The sequence below is a fragment of the Streptomyces sp. SP17BM10 genome (assembly GCF_036322405.1).
Lineage (GTDB): Bacteria > Actinomycetota > Actinomycetes > Streptomycetales > Streptomycetaceae > Kitasatospora.
Window position 1 is genome coordinate 36,008 of sequence record NZ_JAQYXB010000652.1, and the last position, 14,990, is coordinate 50,997.

Annotated in this window: 16 protein-coding genes and 3 tRNA genes; 3 read left to right on the forward strand and 16 right to left on the reverse strand. The window is 71.8% G+C overall.

Features of this window, described 5'->3' with window-relative positions:
- Positions 1–81: 81 nt before the first annotated feature.
- The 9 genes from rplJ to PUR71_RS30270 all read right to left on the reverse strand — a co-directional run bounded on the left by rplJ (position 82) and on the right by PUR71_RS30270 (position 7,185).
- Complete coding sequence (rplJ, locus tag PUR71_RS30230; RefSeq protein ID WP_329930354.1) at positions 82–645, reverse strand: 50S ribosomal protein L10; 564 nt, start codon at positions 643–645, stop codon at positions 82–84.
- Positions 646–987: 342 nt separating this feature from the next.
- Positions 988–1,851, reverse strand: coding sequence for a hypothetical protein (locus PUR71_RS30235; protein WP_329930355.1), 864 nt, complete (start codon positions 1,849–1,851; stop codon positions 988–990).
- Positions 1,852–2,135: 284 nt separating this feature from the next.
- Positions 2,136–2,972, reverse strand: coding sequence for a hypothetical protein (locus PUR71_RS30240; protein ID WP_329930356.1), 837 nt, complete (start codon positions 2,970–2,972; stop codon positions 2,136–2,138).
- A gap of 122 nt (positions 2,973–3,094) precedes the next feature.
- Positions 3,095–3,883 carry a hypothetical protein gene (locus PUR71_RS30245; RefSeq protein ID WP_329930357.1) on the reverse strand — a complete coding sequence of 263 codons (789 nt, stop codon included), beginning with the start codon at positions 3,881–3,883 and terminating at the stop codon, positions 3,095–3,097.
- 207 nt (positions 3,884–4,090) lie between these two features.
- On the reverse strand, positions 4,091–4,813 hold the full coding sequence (gene rplA / locus PUR71_RS30250; RefSeq protein ID WP_329930358.1) for a 50S ribosomal protein L1: 723 nt from the start codon (positions 4,811–4,813) through the stop codon (positions 4,091–4,093).
- 106 nt (positions 4,814–4,919) lie between these two features.
- The gene (gene rplK, locus PUR71_RS30255; RefSeq protein ID WP_329930359.1) at positions 4,920–5,354 is read right to left on the reverse strand and encodes a 50S ribosomal protein L11; all 435 of its coding nucleotides are present in this window, start codon (positions 5,352–5,354) and stop codon (positions 4,920–4,922) included.
- A gap of 165 nt (positions 5,355–5,519) precedes the next feature.
- Positions 5,520–6,401: a transcription termination/antitermination protein NusG gene (gene nusG / locus PUR71_RS30260; RefSeq protein WP_329930360.1), complete on the reverse strand. Its 882-nt coding sequence runs from the start codon at positions 6,399–6,401 to the stop codon at positions 5,520–5,522.
- Between the two features lie 210 nt (positions 6,402–6,611).
- Positions 6,612–6,962 (reverse strand): preprotein translocase subunit SecE, encoded by a 351-nt coding sequence (secE, locus tag PUR71_RS30265; RefSeq protein WP_329930361.1) that lies wholly within the window; start codon positions 6,960–6,962, stop codon positions 6,612–6,614.
- Between the two features lie 150 nt (positions 6,963–7,112).
- A tRNA-Trp gene (locus PUR71_RS30270) sits at positions 7,113–7,185 on the reverse strand.
- A gap of 284 nt (positions 7,186–7,469) precedes the next feature.
- On the opposite strand from PUR71_RS30270, the gene PUR71_RS30275 reads away from it, so the two are divergent.
- Positions 7,470–8,717 carry a pyridoxal phosphate-dependent aminotransferase gene (locus tag PUR71_RS30275; RefSeq protein ID WP_329930362.1) on the forward strand — a complete coding sequence of 416 codons (1,248 nt, stop codon included), beginning with the start codon at positions 7,470–7,472 and terminating at the stop codon, positions 8,715–8,717.
- A gap of 150 nt (positions 8,718–8,867) precedes the next feature.
- Positions 8,868–9,920 carry an adenosine deaminase gene (locus PUR71_RS30280; protein ID WP_329930363.1) on the forward strand — a complete coding sequence of 351 codons (1,053 nt, stop codon included), beginning with the start codon at positions 8,868–8,870 and terminating at the stop codon, positions 9,918–9,920.
- A gap of 7 nt (positions 9,921–9,927) precedes the next feature.
- Here PUR71_RS30280 and PUR71_RS30285 read toward each other — a convergent pair whose 3' ends face one another.
- The 6 genes from PUR71_RS30285 to PUR71_RS30310 form a co-directional block, all read right to left on the reverse strand.
- Positions 9,928–10,971: a UDP-N-acetylmuramate dehydrogenase gene (locus PUR71_RS30285; protein ID WP_329930364.1), complete on the reverse strand. Its 1,044-nt coding sequence runs from the start codon at positions 10,969–10,971 to the stop codon at positions 9,928–9,930.
- A gap of 60 nt (positions 10,972–11,031) precedes the next feature.
- Complete coding sequence (locus PUR71_RS30290) at positions 11,032–11,454, reverse strand: MaoC family dehydratase (RefSeq protein ID WP_329930365.1); 423 nt, start codon at positions 11,452–11,454, stop codon at positions 11,032–11,034.
- Between the two features lie 5 nt (positions 11,455–11,459).
- Entirely contained in the window at positions 11,460–11,918 is a 459-nt protein-coding gene (locus tag PUR71_RS30295; protein ID WP_329930366.1) for a MaoC family dehydratase N-terminal domain-containing protein, read from the reverse strand.
- 133 nt (positions 11,919–12,051) lie between these two features.
- Complete coding sequence (rpmG, locus tag PUR71_RS30300) at positions 12,052–12,216, reverse strand: 50S ribosomal protein L33 (protein ID WP_006604855.1); 165 nt, start codon at positions 12,214–12,216, stop codon at positions 12,052–12,054.
- 83 nt (positions 12,217–12,299) lie between these two features.
- A tRNA-Met gene (locus tag PUR71_RS30305) sits at positions 12,300–12,372 on the reverse strand.
- A 43-nt stretch (positions 12,373–12,415) separates the two neighbouring features.
- A tRNA-Thr gene (locus tag PUR71_RS30310) sits at positions 12,416–12,488 on the reverse strand.
- A 250-nt stretch (positions 12,489–12,738) separates the two neighbouring features.
- Here PUR71_RS30310 and PUR71_RS30315 point away from each other — a divergent pair.
- On the forward strand, positions 12,739–14,010 hold the full coding sequence (locus PUR71_RS30315) for a hydrolase (RefSeq protein WP_329930367.1): 1,272 nt from the start codon (positions 12,739–12,741) through the stop codon (positions 14,008–14,010).
- Between the two features lie 270 nt (positions 14,011–14,280).
- Here the strand turns inward: PUR71_RS30315 and PUR71_RS30320 are convergent, their stop codons facing one another.
- Positions 14,281–14,955, reverse strand: coding sequence for a response regulator (locus tag PUR71_RS30320; RefSeq protein ID WP_329930368.1), 675 nt, complete (start codon positions 14,953–14,955; stop codon positions 14,281–14,283).
- Positions 14,956–14,990: the final 35 nt, after the last annotated feature.

Sequence of the window (14,990 nt, forward strand, 5' to 3'; positions counted from 1 at the left end):
TCCTTCCACTAAATCGGCAGGTGGTGCCGTATGTACGGGTTGGGCGGGCACGGGCCCGCAGCGAGGCGTGAGCCTGCCGAATTACTCGGCGGCGTCGTCCTCGGCGGCGGGAGCCGGCGTACCGGCACCGCCCTGCTCGACCTTGTCGCGCAGCGCGTCCACGGTGCGGACGAGCTTCGACGGCAGGGCCTGGAAGAGCGCGGCAGCCTGGGACTGCTTGGCCTTCAGGGCACCCGCCAGCTTGGCGAGCAGCACCTCGCGGGACTCGAGGTCCGCGAGCTTCTTGATCTCATCGGCGGACAGCGCCTTGCCGTCAAGGACACCGCCCTTGATGATGAGAGCGGGGTTCTCCTTGGCGAAGTCACGCAGAGCCTTCGCCGACTCCACCGGGTCACCGGTGACGAAGGCGACAGCCGTCGGACCGTTGAACAGGTCGTCGAGCTCGGAGATCCCGGCCTCATTGGCCGCGATCTTGGTCAGCGTGTTCTTCACCACGGCGTACTCGGCGTTGTCGCCGAGCGAGCGACGCAGGGTCTTGACCTGCTTCACCGAGAGACCGCGGTACTCGGTCAGCAGCGCCGCGGAGGAGCCACGGAACTTGTCCGTGATCTCGGCGACGGCAGCAGCCTTGTCAGGCCTGGCCATAGGCTTACGCCTCCTTCCGTGATGTCGAAGTCCGGCCGACCGCGAAAGTCGACCATTCACACCTCGAACCGGCCGGACGGAAGGAAAGCTCTTGCGAAAATGCAATGAGCCCCGGTGCGCAGGCGCACGGGGCTCGTGACGACCTCGACGGGCTTTCGCGCGAACGCGGACCCGGAAGTCGAAGCTCCAGACACACCTGCGCGGGCTGCCTGCGCACTGGGCGCAGATCCTTCGGTCACCGGCTCCCTGACGGGCGCACGGCGACAACCAGCGGTCTTTGGCTTCGGTAACAGTAACCGGACTCCGCCGTCCGGGGCAAATCGCCCCCGGGGCCGGGGAGGCTCAGCGGGCCAGCGGGGACACCGTGCGCGTTCCGGTGTCCACGGTGTCGGTCTCGGCGGGGGCCTGGACGGAGAGCAGGGCGCCGGCGAGGTCGGTGTAGAGCACCGAGTCGTCCGCCCGGCCGGAGTCCCCGGTGCCGGTGCGCTGGAGCTTGACCAGCTGGTCCTTGTCGTTCAGCCACAGGTCCAGGGTCAACGAGAGCGAGCCCCCGGGGGCGAGCGCGGCCCGCAGCCCGTCCCGGCGGGACTGGCTCAGCTGGGTCTGGACGGCCGCGTACTTCTCCGCCGTCGTCGTCACCTGGTAGTGCTCGACGGTCGAGTCCTCGAACTTCTCCTCGGCGACGAACCGCGGCTCCACGCCGTCCGCGGTCGCGGCGGTCAGCGCCTCGACCGGGTTCAGCAGGTCGATCAGCCCCGCGTACGGGACCTCCTTGTGGCCGTCCGGGCCCGGCGGGACGGAGAAGCGCTCCCAGTGCTTGCCGCCCTGCCGGGCCGCGGTGGCCGCGTCGCCGCCCTGGTAGGCGACGGTGTCCACGACGATCAGCTGCTCGGCGTCGGCCGGGGTGGACCGCTTGATCTGGAGCGCGGTCTTGGGCTGCCAGAACAGCGGCCCGGCGCCGGCGTCGGCCCCCAGCCGGTAGCTGACCTTCGCCCGGCGGGCGGTCTGCATGGCCAGCTCGGCCGAGAGCAGGACGCCGTGCGGCGAGCGGTCGGTCGGCTTGGCCGGCCCGGACGGGGAGGCGCTGGTCGGGGTCGGGCTGCCGGTGGGCGTCGGCGCGGCGCCGCCGCCACCGCCGCACGCGGTCAGCCCGCTCGCCAGCAGCACGACGACCGCCACGGCCGTCAGCCGCCGCCGTCCCGCCATCGCCGTCCCCTTTCGCCCCGGGTCGCCGCTCCGCCCGGTCGCCGCCGCGGCGGCCTCGCTGTTCCGGCCACCATGCCACCCGGGCCAGGGTCAGCCGGCAGCGCCCCCCGCGTCCATCTTCGCCCGCTCGGACGGCTCCACCGCGTCGGAGGGGTCCGAAGCGGTGGTGGTCACCGGGGACCCGTCGTCCGAGCAGGTGACCCTGACCGCGAACGTGTCGTCCTTGGGCTGTTGCCCGAGGCGCTCGCGATGTCCTTCCGAGGTGAGTCCGGTGGTCGGGCGGCTCAGCCGAGCAGCTTCAGGATGTCGGCCGGGTTGCCGAGGTCGGTCGCCGCGGGCGCCTCGAACTTCGCCGCGGTGCCGAGGCCCGTGTACTTGACGGTGACGGCGTCGTGCTCGCCGTTCTTGTCTCCGAACTCCTGGAACTGGACGAGCTGCTGCTTGGCGTCCAGCCACAGGTCGACGGTGATCTTCTTGCCGTCCTGCTCCAGCGACTTCTGGACGGCCTGGCGCTGCTCCGGGCTGAGCCCCGTCATGCCGGCCACCATGGTGGAGACGTCCTCCACCGCGCGGATGTGGGTGGCCGGGGTGCCGTCGACGGCCTCCTGGCCCACCTTGGTCGGCTTGTTCGCCGCGGCCAGGGTCAGCTGGACGACCGGGTTGAGCATCTGGCTCATCAGCAGGATGCTGGAGCCCATCTCGTTCCCGGGGGGCATCTTGACCCAGTGCTTGCCGCCGAGCACCGCGGCCTCGGCCTCCCCGCCACCGAGGTAGACGTCGGCCCCGACCACCCGGATGCGCATCTTCTTGGTGTCCATCTCGCCGGTGAGGTCGACGGCGGTCTTGCCCGCGTCCTTCCAGTCGGCGTCACCGCTGCCGGCGGTGTGGGTGGAGCCGTCCGGGGCGACCATGGCGACCTTGCCGTTGCCGGCCTTCTGCATCACCAGCGCGGAGGCGGCCAGCGCGGCCTTCGGGTCCCCGGCCAGCGCCCCGGCGACGGCGTCGCCCGCGGCCTTGGTGTCACCGCCCTTGGTGTCGGCCACGCTCTTGCCGCTGCTGCCGCAGGCGGTCACGCCGCCCACCAGCACGGCGGCCGTGACAACGGCCGAAGCGAGACGCACAGCACGCATGGGAGTCCCCCCGTAAGATCCGAACGATCCGCTGAAGAGCCGATTTTCGGCTCCTGCTCAGGCGGACTCTAACGGATCGCCAGAACCGGCACGCGGGGGTGTCCGCGTGCCCGTCACTCCGTCGGGGAGGGCGTTCCGTCCCCCTCCCCGGGGGCGGAGACGTCCGTCGTGGTGACCACGGTTCCACCGGTCCCGCGGGCCGTCTCGCGCAACTGCAGCAGCCGGCTGCCGGGCCCGACCCACACGTCGAACCCGATCGTGGTCACACCGAGCCCGCGGTAGTAGGCGAGCACCCCGGCGAGCCGCTCGGCCGACAGGTTCCTGTCCGCGCCGAAGTAGTCGGCCACCGGCGCCGTGCCCTGGTAGTGCGCGACCGTCGTCCCGGCCAGTTGCTCGGCGCCGAGCGACCCGAGCGACCCGGCCTGGACCATCGTGTACGCCGTGCTGCCCGGGGCGCTGATCAGCCAGCTCGTCCAGCCGCCCGCGTACCCGCCCGGCGAGGCGTCCGCGCGCGGATCCAGTGACTCGACGCCCGCGCGGTCCGCGTGCTTGGCCGCGCCGCCCTCGTAGACGAGGTCGAACGCGCCGTCGCGGCCCGTCAGCCGCCCGGTGCCCAGCTCGTCCGTGACGCTCAGGTCGGTCTCGTCCCGGTCGCCCCAGACCAGCGTGCCGCTCGCGGTGCGGCGGCCGGCCGGGCCCTGCGTCACGACGTCGATCCTGGCCCCGCCGGCGTCGTCGAGCGCCTGGGCCGCCGCGAGCACCACCTGCCTGGGCGGCACCGCCGCCGCGACGTTGCCGGGGGTGCGGTTCCCGGGGACGGCCAGCAGGCTGCACCCGGTGGCGCCGCCGAGCAGGAACAGGACGGCCCCGACGGCGGCGAGGCGTTGGGCGGACGGCAGCACGGCACACTCCGGCGGTCGACACGAGTCGGTCACATGATCCGACCGGCCGAGCGTACGACGCGCCCCGCGACGCAACGACGGCGGGCCCGCACTCCCGAAGGAGTGCGGGCCCGCCGTGACGGACTGTTCCGGAGCGCTGGGGGCTCAGACCGCGGCACCGACCACGGGTCGGGATCCGCCGCTCAGCTCGCTCGCGCTCGCCCAGCCTCAGACCGCGGCCGGGTCCTCTTCGACGAGGAGGTTGCGGGTGCGGTTCGGGTCCACCAGGATGCCGGGGCCCATGGTGGTCGAGAACGCGGTCTTCTTGATGTAGCGGCCCTTGGCGGCGGACGGCTTGGCGCGGAGCACCTCGTCCAGCGCGGCGGCGTAGTTCTCGACCAGCTGCTCGTCGGTGAAGGAGGCCTTACCGATGATGAAGTGCAGGTTCGAGTGCTTGTCGACGCGGAACTCGATCTTGCCGCCCTTGATGTCGTTGACAGCCTTGGCGACGTCCGGGGTCACGGTGCCGGTCTTCGGGTTCGGCATCAGACCACGGGGACCGAGCACACGGCCCAGGCGGCCGACCTTGCCCATGAGGTCCGGGGTGGCGACGACGGCGTCGAAGTCCAGCTTGCCCTTCGCGACCTCGTCGATGAGCTCGTCGGCACCGACGATGTCGGCACCCGCAGCACGCGCGGCCTCGGCACGCTCGCCGGTCGCGAAGACCAGGACCCGAGCGGTCTTACCGGTGCCGTGCGGGAGGATCACGGTGCTGCGGACCATCTGGTCGGCCTTGCGCGGGTCGACACCCAGACGCATGGCGACCTCGACGGTGCCGTCGAACTTGGTGGTGCTGGTCGCCTTGGCGAGGCGGACGGCCTCGAGGGGGGCGTAAAGGCGCTCGCGGTCGACCTTGGCGTCCGCGGCCTTCAGAGCCTTGCTGCGCTTCACTGCTGCTCCTGAATGGTGATTGGAGTTGTGGTGTTCGACGGGCCTGCGCAGGCCCTACCACAGGGGGACGGCTGAGCCGGATGTGTCCCTGACGGGACGGGGAGGATCAGCCCTCGACGGTGATGCCCATCGACCGGGCGGTGCCGGCGATGATCTTCTCCGCCGCGTCCAGGTCGTTGGCGTTGAGGTCGGGCATCTTGGTCGTGGCGATCTCGCGGACCTGGGCGCTCGTGAGCTTGGCGACCTTGGTCTTGTGCGGCTCGCTGGAGCCCTTGTCGACACCGGCGGCCTTCAGGATGAGGCGCGCGGCCGGCGGCGTCTTCGTGATGAAGGTGAAGGTGCGGTCCTCGTAGACCGTGATCTCCACCGGCACGATCATGCCGCGCTGCGACTCGGTCGCAGCGTTGTAGGCCTTGCAGAACTCCATGATGTTGACGCCGTGCTGGCCCAGCGCGGGGCCGACCGGCGGAGCCGGGTTGGCCGCACCGGCGTTGATCTGGAGCTTGATAAGCCCCGTGACCTTCTTCTTCTTGGGAGGCATGTCTCTCCGGGTCCTTCCGAGAGGTGATTGCTGGTGCGTGCGGAACCGGGGCGACACCCGGTCGCCAGCACACACATCGGACCAGGCTAACGCGTTCGCGCCGCTGGACCAAAACGGATTCGGGGCGGGGCCGACGGCCCCGCCCCGAATCCGAAGACCGTACGACTAGTTCTTCTGGATCTGGTCGAAGGACAGCTCGACCGGGGTCTCCCGGCCGAAGATCTCGACCAGGCCCTTGACCTTCTTCGAGTCGGGGTTGATCTCGTTGATGGTCGCCTGGAGGGTCGCGAACGGGCCGTCGGTGACGGTGACCGAGTCGCCGACCTCGAAGTCCAGGACCTGGATCTCGCTCGGCTTGACCGGCGAGGGCTTGCCGGCCTCCTTGGCCGCCTGGCGCTCGACGTCCGGGGCGAGCATCTTGACGACCTCGTCCAGGGTCAGCGGGTACGGGTCGTAGGCGTTGCCCACGAAGCCGGTGACACCGGGGGTGTTGCGCACGACGCCCCAGGACTCGGGGGTGAGGTCCATGCGCACCAGGACGTAGCCGGGGAGCTTGTTCTGGCGGATGGTCTTGCGGTCGCCGTTCTTGATCTGGACGACCTCCTCCTGCGGCACCTCGGCCTGGAAGATGTACTCCTCGACGTTCAGCGAGACGGCGCGCTGCTCCAGGTTCTGCTTCACCCGGTTCTCGTAGCCGGCGTAGGTGTGGATCACGTACCACTCGCCGGGCATGAAGCGCAGGTCCTCGCGGAACTTGGCGACCGGGTCGACCTCGGCGGCCTCCTCGACCTCCTCGGCCTCGGCGGCGGGCTCCTCGGCCTCGGCGGCGGGCTCCTCGACGGTCTCCACGTGCAGCGCGGCCTCCTCGGCGGGCTCGCCGGCCTCGGCCTCGTCGAACGCCTCGACCTCGTCCTCGTCGCCGTCCACGGCGTCCACGATCTGCTCGGCGGACTCTGCGTCGTCAGCCAGCTCGGCCGCGTCCAGCTCGGCGGCGACATCCGCCTCGCGGACGGTCTCGTCGGCGTCGTACAGGGGGGACTCAGACACGGTGGCTGCTTCTTTCCTGGAGATGGTGAAGGTGGCGCGCTCCGCTACGGCCGCCCGCGCGCTCCGCTCGCGCGGGCGCCAGGTGGATGTCCGGAGACTTCAACAGTACCGAGTCAACGGTAGCGGCCGTGTACGTGCTGCGCAGACGACTCGACCCGGGCCGAAGGATCGGCCCGGGTCGGGAGACGTTTCGCGGGTGGTCGGGCGCGGTCAGCCGAAGACCAGCAGGCTGAGCTTGGAGAAGCCGTAGTCCAGACCGGCCACCAGGGCCATCATGACCACGACGAAGGTGACCACGACGGTGGTGTAGCTGGTGAGCTCGCCGCGGGTGGGCCAGACGACCTTGCGCAGCTCGGCGATGATCTGGCGGTAGAACAGGCCGATCCGGGCGAACAGGCCCTTCTTGGCCCGCTTGCCGGACTTGTCGCCCGAGCGCTTGGCGCGCTTGCGGTCGCGGCGCGAGAGCGCCTCGCCCTCGGCAGGGGTGTTCTCGCCAGCGCCGTCGGCACCCTCGGGGTTGCCGCTCTCAGGCGTTGCGGTGGAGCCCGTGGTCTCCGTCACTCGTCCTCACCTGAATCCGGGTCCTGCCGAGCATCACCTGCGCACCCGGTCGGGCACGTGCTAGCCGGCTAAAGCGGTGCTGATCGGTGCCCTCTCCGCATCAAGCCCGCTCGCTCTGTGGAGCGAACGGGCTGAATGCGGGTCAAGCAGCAGGGCAAGAGGGACTTGAACCCCCAACCGCCGGTTTTGGAGACCGGTGCTCTACCAATTGAGCTATTGCCCTACGGTGCCTCGCGGCTCCGGTAGCGACCAACCTACCGCATCTCCCGCCGCTGTCTGCACATGCGGTGAAAGCTCCGGTTGTTTTCGGTGGCCGTCGAGCAGTGAGTGTACGTGGTCCGGGGCCGTTTGGTCGAACCTCTTCTCGCCGGGGAACCGGTTGCCCGGACGGTGTCCGGCATGCCCGCCCGATCACCGTCCGATCATCGGCGGCCGCGATTCGGACGGGCCCGTACGGATGGTGAAACCGCGCTGCCCGGTCCGTCCCGGTTCTGCGACGATGCAGGCATGAGCGCTTCCACCCCGCAGCCCGACCCCTCCATCCGCCCCGCCGACCGCCGGGTCTCCGCCCGGATCGGCGCGATCGCCGAGTCCGCGACCCTCGCCGTGGACGCCAAGGCCAAGGCCCTCAAGGCGGCCGGCCGGCCGGTGATCGGCTTCGGCGCCGGCGAGCCCGACTTCCCCACCCCGGACTACATCGTCGAGGCGGCCGTCGAGGCCTGCCGCGACCCGAAGAACCACCGCTACACCCCGGCCGGCGGCCTGCCCGAGCTGAAGGACGCGATCGTCGCCAAGACCCTGCGCGACTCGGGCTACGCGGTGGACGCCTCGCAGGTGCTCGTGACCAACGGCGGCAAGCAGGCGATCTACGAGGCGTTCGCGGCGATCCTCGACCCGGGCGACGAGGTCATCATCCCGGCCCCGTACTGGACCACCTACCCGGAGTCGGTCCAGCTCGCGGGCGGTGTCCCGGTGGAGGTCGTCTCCGACGAGACCACGGGCTACAAGGTCTCGGTCGAGCAGCTGGAGGCCGCCCGCACCGAGAACACCAAGGTGGTGCTCTTCGTCTCGCCGTCCAACCCGACCGGCGCGGTGTACACCCGGGCCGAGGCCGAGGAGATCGGCCGCTGGGCGCTGGAGCACGGCCTGTGGGTGCTCACCGACGAGATCTACGAGCACCTCGTCTACGGCGACGCGACCTTCACCTCGCTGCCGGCCCTGCTGCCCGGCCTGGCCGACAAGTGCATCGTCGTCAACGGCGTCGCCAAGACCTACGCCATGACCGGCTGGCGGGTGGGCTGGGTGATCGGCCCGAAGGACGTCATCAAGGCCGCGACCAACCTGCAGTCGCACGCCACCTCGAACGTCTCCAACGTGGCCCAGCGCGCCGCGATCGCCGCCGTCAGCGGCGACCTCTCGGCCGTGCACGAGATGCGCACCGCGTTCGACCGCCGGCGCAAGACCATCGTGAAGATGCTCAACGAGATCGAGGGCGTCGTCTGCCCCGAGCCCGAGGGCGCGTTCTACGCCTACCCGTCCGTCAAGGGCGTGCTGGGCAAGGAGATCCGCGGCAAGCGCCCGCAGACCTCCAGCGAGCTGGCGAGCCTGATCCTGGACGAGGTCGAGGTCGCCGCCGTCCCCGGCGAGGCCTTCGGCACCCCCGGCTACCTGCGCTTCTCGTACGCGCTCGGCGACGCCGACCTGGTCGAGGGCATCGGCCGGATCCAGCAGCTGCTCGGCGAGGCCCGCGACTGACGCGCGGCTGACGCGCGGCTGACGGCCGCCTGAGGGCCGTCGTCGATCCGACGCGCCGGATTCACCGGCGGAACCGCCCTCCCTTCACCCCATCGGGGGATGAAGGGAGGGCGGTTCCCGTTCGGGGGCCCGATAGGGCAGTATCGGCCAATGGAACGCCTGTTGAATCCGCGAGACGTCAGGGACCTCCCGAAGGCCCACCTGCACCTGCACTTCACCGGCTCGATGCGTCCGGCCACCCTGCTGGAGCTGGCCGACAAGCACGGCGTCCGGCTGCCCGAGGCGCTCAGTTCCGGCGAGCCGCCCAAGCTGCGGGCGACCGACGAACGCGGCTGGTTCCGCTTCCAGCGCCTCTACGACACCGCGCGCTCGGTGCTCCGGGACGAGGACGACATCCGCCGGCTGGTCCTGGAGACCGCGCAGGACGAGCTGCGCGACGGCTCCCGCTGGCTGGAGATCCAGGTCGACCCGACCTCGTACGCCCCTCGGCTGGGCGGGCTGATCCCCGCGCTGGAACTGATCCTCGACGCCGTCGAGCAGGCCGCCTCGGCCACCGGCGTGGGCATCCGGGTGCTGGTCGCGGCGAACCGGATGAAGTCCCCCATGGACGCCCGGACGCTGGCCCGGCTCGCCGTCCGCTACACCGACCACGGCGTGGTCGGCTTCGGCCTCTCCAACGACGAGCGCCGCGGCCTCGCCCGGGACTTCGACCGGGCCTTCGCGATCGCCCGCCGGGGCGGGCTGCTGGCCGCACCGCACGGCGGCGAACTGGCCGGCCCGGGGTCCGTCCGGGACTGCCTGGACGACCTGGGCGCGGGCCGGATCGGCCACGGCGTGCGGGCGGCCGAGGACCCGCGGCTGATGGAGCGGCTGGCCACCCGGCAGGTCACCTGCGAGGTCTGCCCGTCGTCCAACGTCTCGCTGGGCGTCTACGAGCACCCGGAGGAGGTCCCGCTGCGGAAGCTGTTCGACGCCGGGGTGCCGCTCGCGCTCGGCGCCGACGACCCGCTGCTGTTCGGCAGCCGGCTGGCCGCCCAGTACGACCTGGCCCGTGACGTGCTGGGCTTCACCGACGCCGAGCTCGCCGAGCTGGCCCGCCAGTCGGTCCGCGGCTCGTGCGCGCCGGACGACGTCCGCAAGGAGCTCCTCGCGGACATCGACGCCTGGCTGGCCGACGGGCACGGCCCCGCGAACGCGTCCTAGGCCCGCCTCAGAGCCGCACGCCCACCATCACCGGCTCGTTGACGAGCTCCACCCCGAAGGCCGCCCGCACGCCGTCCCGGATCTCCCGGGCGAGTGCGAGCAGGTCCTCGGCGGTGGCGGAGCCGCGGTTGGTCAGGGCCAGGGTGTGCTTGGTGGAGAGCGTGGCCGGGCCGGTGCCGTAGCCCTTGCCGAAGCCCGCCTTGTCGATCAGCCAGGCGGCCGAGGTCTTGGTGCAGCCCTCCGGCGCCGGGTAGGCGGGGGCGTTCTCGGTGCCCGGGCGGGTGCGGAAGGACTCGTACTGTGCCGCCGTGAGCACCGGGTTGGTGAAGAAGGAGCCGGCCGACCAGGTGTCGTGGTCCGCCGGGTCCAGCACCATGCCCTTGCCGGCGCGCAGCCCGAGCACCGCGTCGTGGGCCTTCTCCAGCGGCACCCGCTCGCCCTGCTCGACGCCGAAGTGCTTCGCCACCTCGGCGTACTTGACCGGGCTGGAGAGCCCGTCGTGGTCCGCGAGGGCGAAGCGCACCCGCAGCACGACGTAGCGGTCCGGCTCGGCCTTGAAGCGGCTGTGCCGGTAGGAGAACCCGCACGCCCCGTTCGTCAGCGTGACGACCTCGTCGGCGGTGCGGTCGTACGCGACGACCTCGGTGATCGTCTGCGCGACCTCCTGGCCGTACGCGCCGACGTTCTGCACCGGCGTGGCGCCGGCCGAGCCGGGGATGCCGGCCAGGAACTCGATGCCCGCCAGGCCGTGGTCGAGGACGGTGCGCTCGACCGCCGCGGACCAGACCTCGCCGGCCGCGAGCTCCAGGACCGTCCCGTCCAGCGCGAAGCCGGTGGTGGCGATCCGCAGCACGGTGCCGGGGAATCCGGCGTCACCGATCACCAGGTTCGAGCCGCCGCCGATCACCAGCAGCGGCTCGCCCGCCGCGTCGGCCTCGCGGACGGCGGCGACGACCTCGTCGTCGGTGTGCGCGGTGACCAGCCTGCGGGCCGGCCCGCCGAGCCGGAGCGTGGTCAGCGGGGCAAGGGGGGCGTCGTTTTCTACCAGCACGCCCCCCAGCGTACGGGTGGAAGGAGCACCGCCCGGCACCCCTTCCACCCGGTACGGCGGCTAGCCGAGGCGGACGACGGCCCGGGACATGCCGAGGACCTTCTGGCCGCCGAAGGTGGCGACGAGGTCGACCTGGACCTTGCGGTCGTCCAGGAGCTTGGCGACCTTGCCGCAGACCTCGATCACCGAGCCGACGCCGTCGTTCGGGACGGGCACCGGGCGGGTGAAGCGCACGCCGTACTCGACCACGGCCGCCGGGTCGCCGACCCAGTCGGTGACCACCCGGATCGCCTCGGCCATGGTGAACATGCCGTGGGCGATGACGTCGGGCAGTCCGACCTCCAGGGCGAACTTCTCGTTCCAGTGGATCGGGTTGAAGTCGCCGGAGGCGCCCGCGTAGCGCACCAGGGTGTCGCGCGTCACGGGGAAGGACTGCGCCGGCAGCTCGGTGCCGACCTCGACCTCGTCGTAGCTGATCGCCATCGGGCTCACTCCCCCGCCTCGTCGGCGGCCCGGGCCACCAGGGTCATGACCGACGTCACCACGTGCTCGCCGGTCGCGTCCGTCACCTCGCCGCGGACGGTGAGCACGTCGTTGCCCGCGAGCGACTTGATGTTGTCGATGGTCACGTCGACCGACAGGCGGTCGCCGGCCCGCACCGGGCGGGTGTAGGTGAACTTCTGGTCGCCGTGCACCACCCGGGTGAAGTCCAGGCCCAGCTCCGGGTCCTCCACCACCTGGGCCGCGGCCCGGTAGGTGATCAGGAACGGGAAGGTCGGCGGGGCGATCACGTCGGGGTGGCCGAGCGACGTGGCCGCCTCGGGGTCGGTGTAGGCCGGGTTGTGGTCACCGACGGCGACGGCGAACTCACGGATCTTCTCGCGACCGACCTCGTAGGGCTCGGTCGGCGGATAGGTCCGCCCGATGAAGGAGGGATCGAGCGCCATGGCGGCAACTCCTCGAGGACGCGGTGGATACGAAGCGGGTGGGTACGAAAAAACTCCGGGCCGCAACCCAGTGAGGGATGCGGCCCGGAGTATGAGACCTGGATTCACACAGGCCCGATGCCCTGCGAGAGGGTCAGCGGGTCTCGCGGTGCGCGGTGTGCGAGTTGCAGCGGGGGCAGTGCTTCTTCATCTCAAGACGGTCCGGGTCGTTACGCCGGTTCTTCTTGGTGATGTAGTTCCGCTCCTTGCACTCCACGCAGGCCAGCGTGATCTTCGGGCGGACATCGGTGGCAGCCACGGGAGTGCCTTCCTTGGACAACGAATAAGAACACAACAAGAGTAGCCGACCGGGAGTGCGATCTCCCGACCGACTACGCGGGGTAGCGGTGACCGGACTTGAACCGGTGACACAGCGATTATGAGCCGCTTGCTCTACCAACTGAGCTACACCGCCACAGTGATCCGCAGCACAGCCGGAGCTGACTGCTTTTCACCAGAGCCCCCATGCGGAATCGAACCGCAGACCTTCTCCTTACCATGGAGACGCTCTACCGACTGAGCTATAGGGGCGAACGAGGAAGAGATTACACGTTCCGCGCCCAGAGGTGAAATCCGTATCCGGCCGCGTAGACCGCAGGTGGGCGAGGTGCACGGACGAGCGATCCAAGGCACGGCGTTCGAGCGGCCTGCGAGCCGCACGGCCCGAGCCGATACGACTATTGCCCGCCTCCCGGCGCCCCGCCCCCCGGCCCCATAGGCTCGACCCTCATTGATCGGGACGGCCTGCCACCCGACGGGCCAGCGCGAGAAGGAGCCGGCGATGGACAGCGCAGCCGCCGACGGGCCGCACCAGGGGCCCGGCCCGGCGGCCAACCCGCTCGGGCACGGCCCGGTCCTCCTGCTCACCGGCGCCCGGCTGGCCGACGGGCGGGTGGTGGACGTCCGGATCAGCGGCGACCGGATCCAGGCCGTCGGCACCGTCGGCAGCCTCGGCCCGCTGCCCGCCATGCCGGGCACGCCCACCGTCACGACCGGCGCCAGGATCGACCTCAAGGGCTACCTGCTGCTGCCCGCCCCGGTCGAGGCGCACGCCCACTACGACGTCGCCTTCTCCGCCGCGCTGACCACCCCGCCGCCGGAGACGCCCGCCGACCTCACCCGGCGGGTCACCGAGGCAGCGCTCACCTCGCTCGGCTACGGCGCCACCGCCCAGCGCACCCACGTCCGGATCGGCGACGTGCACGGGCTGGGCCGCCTGGAGGCGGTGCTCACCGCCCGGCAGGCGCTGCGCGGGCTGGCCGAGCTCCAGGCGGTGGCGATGCCCCGGCTGCTGACCGGCCGGGCCGGGGCGGACGGCCGGGCGCAGCTGCGCGACGCGCTCAAGCTGGGCGCCACCGCGGCCGGCGGCTGCCCCGAGCTGGACCCGGACCCGGCCGAGTACGTGCAGGTGCTGCTGGAGGCCGCCCGCGAGGCGGACTGCCCGGTGGACCTGCACACCACCGCCGCCGATCCGGCCCAACTCGCCCGACTGGTCGGCGCCTTGGCCCCGCTCCAGCCGCGCGTGACGCTCGGCCCGTGCGGGTCGCTGGCCCGCGGCGCGGCGACGGTGCTGGCCACCGCCGGGGTGCGGGTGGTGTGCCTGCCGCAGAACGGCGGCTGCTCCGGGCTCGAAGGTCCGCCGGCGGGACTGCGACCGGGCCTGCTCAGGGAGTTGACGGAAGCCCGGGTCCAGCTGTCGGCGGGCAGCGGGACGCTGCGGGACCAGTCGAACCCGGTCGGCCGGGCGGATCCGCTGGAGGCCGCGTACCTGCTGGCGGCCAGCGGGGCGCTGGGACCGGACGAGGCGTACGACGCGGTGGCGAACCGGGCGAGGGCGGCGCTCGGACTGGCGCCGGTGCGGGTGGACGCCGGGTTCCCGGCGGAGCTCCTCGCGGTGCGCGGGGACAGCCTGGCCGGGGCGCTCGCGGGCGGGCACAGCCGCCTGGTGGTGCACAGCGGACGGGTGGTCAGCCGGACCAGCGCCGTGCGGGAGTTCGCGGACACCGTGGCGCTCGCGCTGCCGCGGCAGTCGGGGAGCAGCGGCGGGAGCTGAGCCCGTCGGGAACGGGCGTAGGGGCGCGCAAATGGACAGTTGCGCGCCCCTCCCCCACCTGCTGGCCGCCTTGCGGCGGCGGTGAGCGGGCCCCGGCCTCCCCCACATCGGAGCCGGCGCCCGCTCGGACAGCACTGACGCTACGCCCGCGGACGACCGCTCCCGACCGGCCTTGACGCCCTCCTGTCGGTGAACCGGCGCCTCTTGACGGACCTTTGACGGCGCGGCCGCCACGCCCGGTCCGGGCCTGTCCCGTCAGGGCCCGTCCGGTCAGGGCTCGTAGCGGTATCCGATGCCCGGTTCGGTGATCAGGTGCCGCGGCCGGGCCGGGTCCCGCTCCAGCTTGCGGCGCAGTCCGGCCAGGTAGACCCGCAGGTAGTTGCCGCGCTCCTCCTGGGCCGGCCCCCACACCTCGCGCAGGATCTGCCGGCCGGGCACGAGCCGGCCCGGGTTGGCGAGCAGCAGGGCGAGGATGCGCCACTCCGTCGGGGTGAGCCGCACCGGGCCGGACGGCCCGGTGACGGTGGTGGCGGCGAGGTCCACGGTGTGGTCGCCGATGACCGGTTGGAGCAGCGGGAGCCCGCCCGGGGGCCGGCGCAGCACCGCGCGCAGCCGGGCCAGCAGTTCCTCCATCTGGAAGGGCTTGGTGAGGTAGTCGTCGGCTCCGGCGTCCAGGGCGCCGACCTTGTCGGCGGCGCCGGAGCGGCCGGAGAGCACGATGATCGGCATCGCGCTGCGGCTGCGCAGGCCGCGCAGGACGTCCATGCCGTCGACGTCCGGCAGGCCGAGGTCGAGCAGGACGGCGTCCGGGCTGGTGTGCGCGGCGCGGTCGAGCGCCTCACCGCCGCTGGCGGCCGTCCGGACGGCGTAGTGCCGGGCGCTCAGGTTGATCCTCAACGTCCGCAGTAGAGCGGGTTCGTCGTCGACGATCAGGATCTCACTCATGCGGCCGCCTCGCTTCGCTCGGCGGTCGCTTCGCG

Coding starts and splice junctions, on each gene's coding strand:
- PUR71_RS30315 (WP_329930367.1), top strand. CDS start 12,739: ATGGACAGCGCAGCCGCCGACGGGCCGCACCAGGGGCCCGGCCCGGCG.
- PUR71_RS30295 (WP_329930366.1), bottom strand. CDS start 11,918: ATGGCGCTCGATCCCTCCTTCATCGGGCGGACCTATCCGCCGACCGAG.
- rplK (WP_329930359.1), bottom strand. CDS start 5,354: ATGCCTCCCAAGAAGAAGAAGGTCACGGGGCTTATCAAGCTCCAGATC.
- PUR71_RS30280 (WP_329930363.1), top strand. CDS start 8,868: ATGGAACGCCTGTTGAATCCGCGAGACGTCAGGGACCTCCCGAAGGCC.
- rplJ (WP_329930354.1), bottom strand. CDS start 645: ATGGCCAGGCCTGACAAGGCTGCTGCCGTCGCCGAGATCACGGACAAG.
- PUR71_RS30290 (WP_329930365.1), bottom strand. CDS start 11,454: ATGGCGATCAGCTACGACGAGGTCGAGGTCGGCACCGAGCTGCCGGCG.
- PUR71_RS30320 (WP_329930368.1), bottom strand. CDS start 14,955: ATGAGTGAGATCCTGATCGTCGACGACGAACCCGCTCTACTGCGGACG.
- PUR71_RS30235 (WP_329930355.1), bottom strand. CDS start 1,851: ATGGCGGGACGGCGGCGGCTGACGGCCGTGGCGGTCGTCGTGCTGCTG.
- PUR71_RS30275 (WP_329930362.1), top strand. CDS start 7,470: ATGAGCGCTTCCACCCCGCAGCCCGACCCCTCCATCCGCCCCGCCGAC.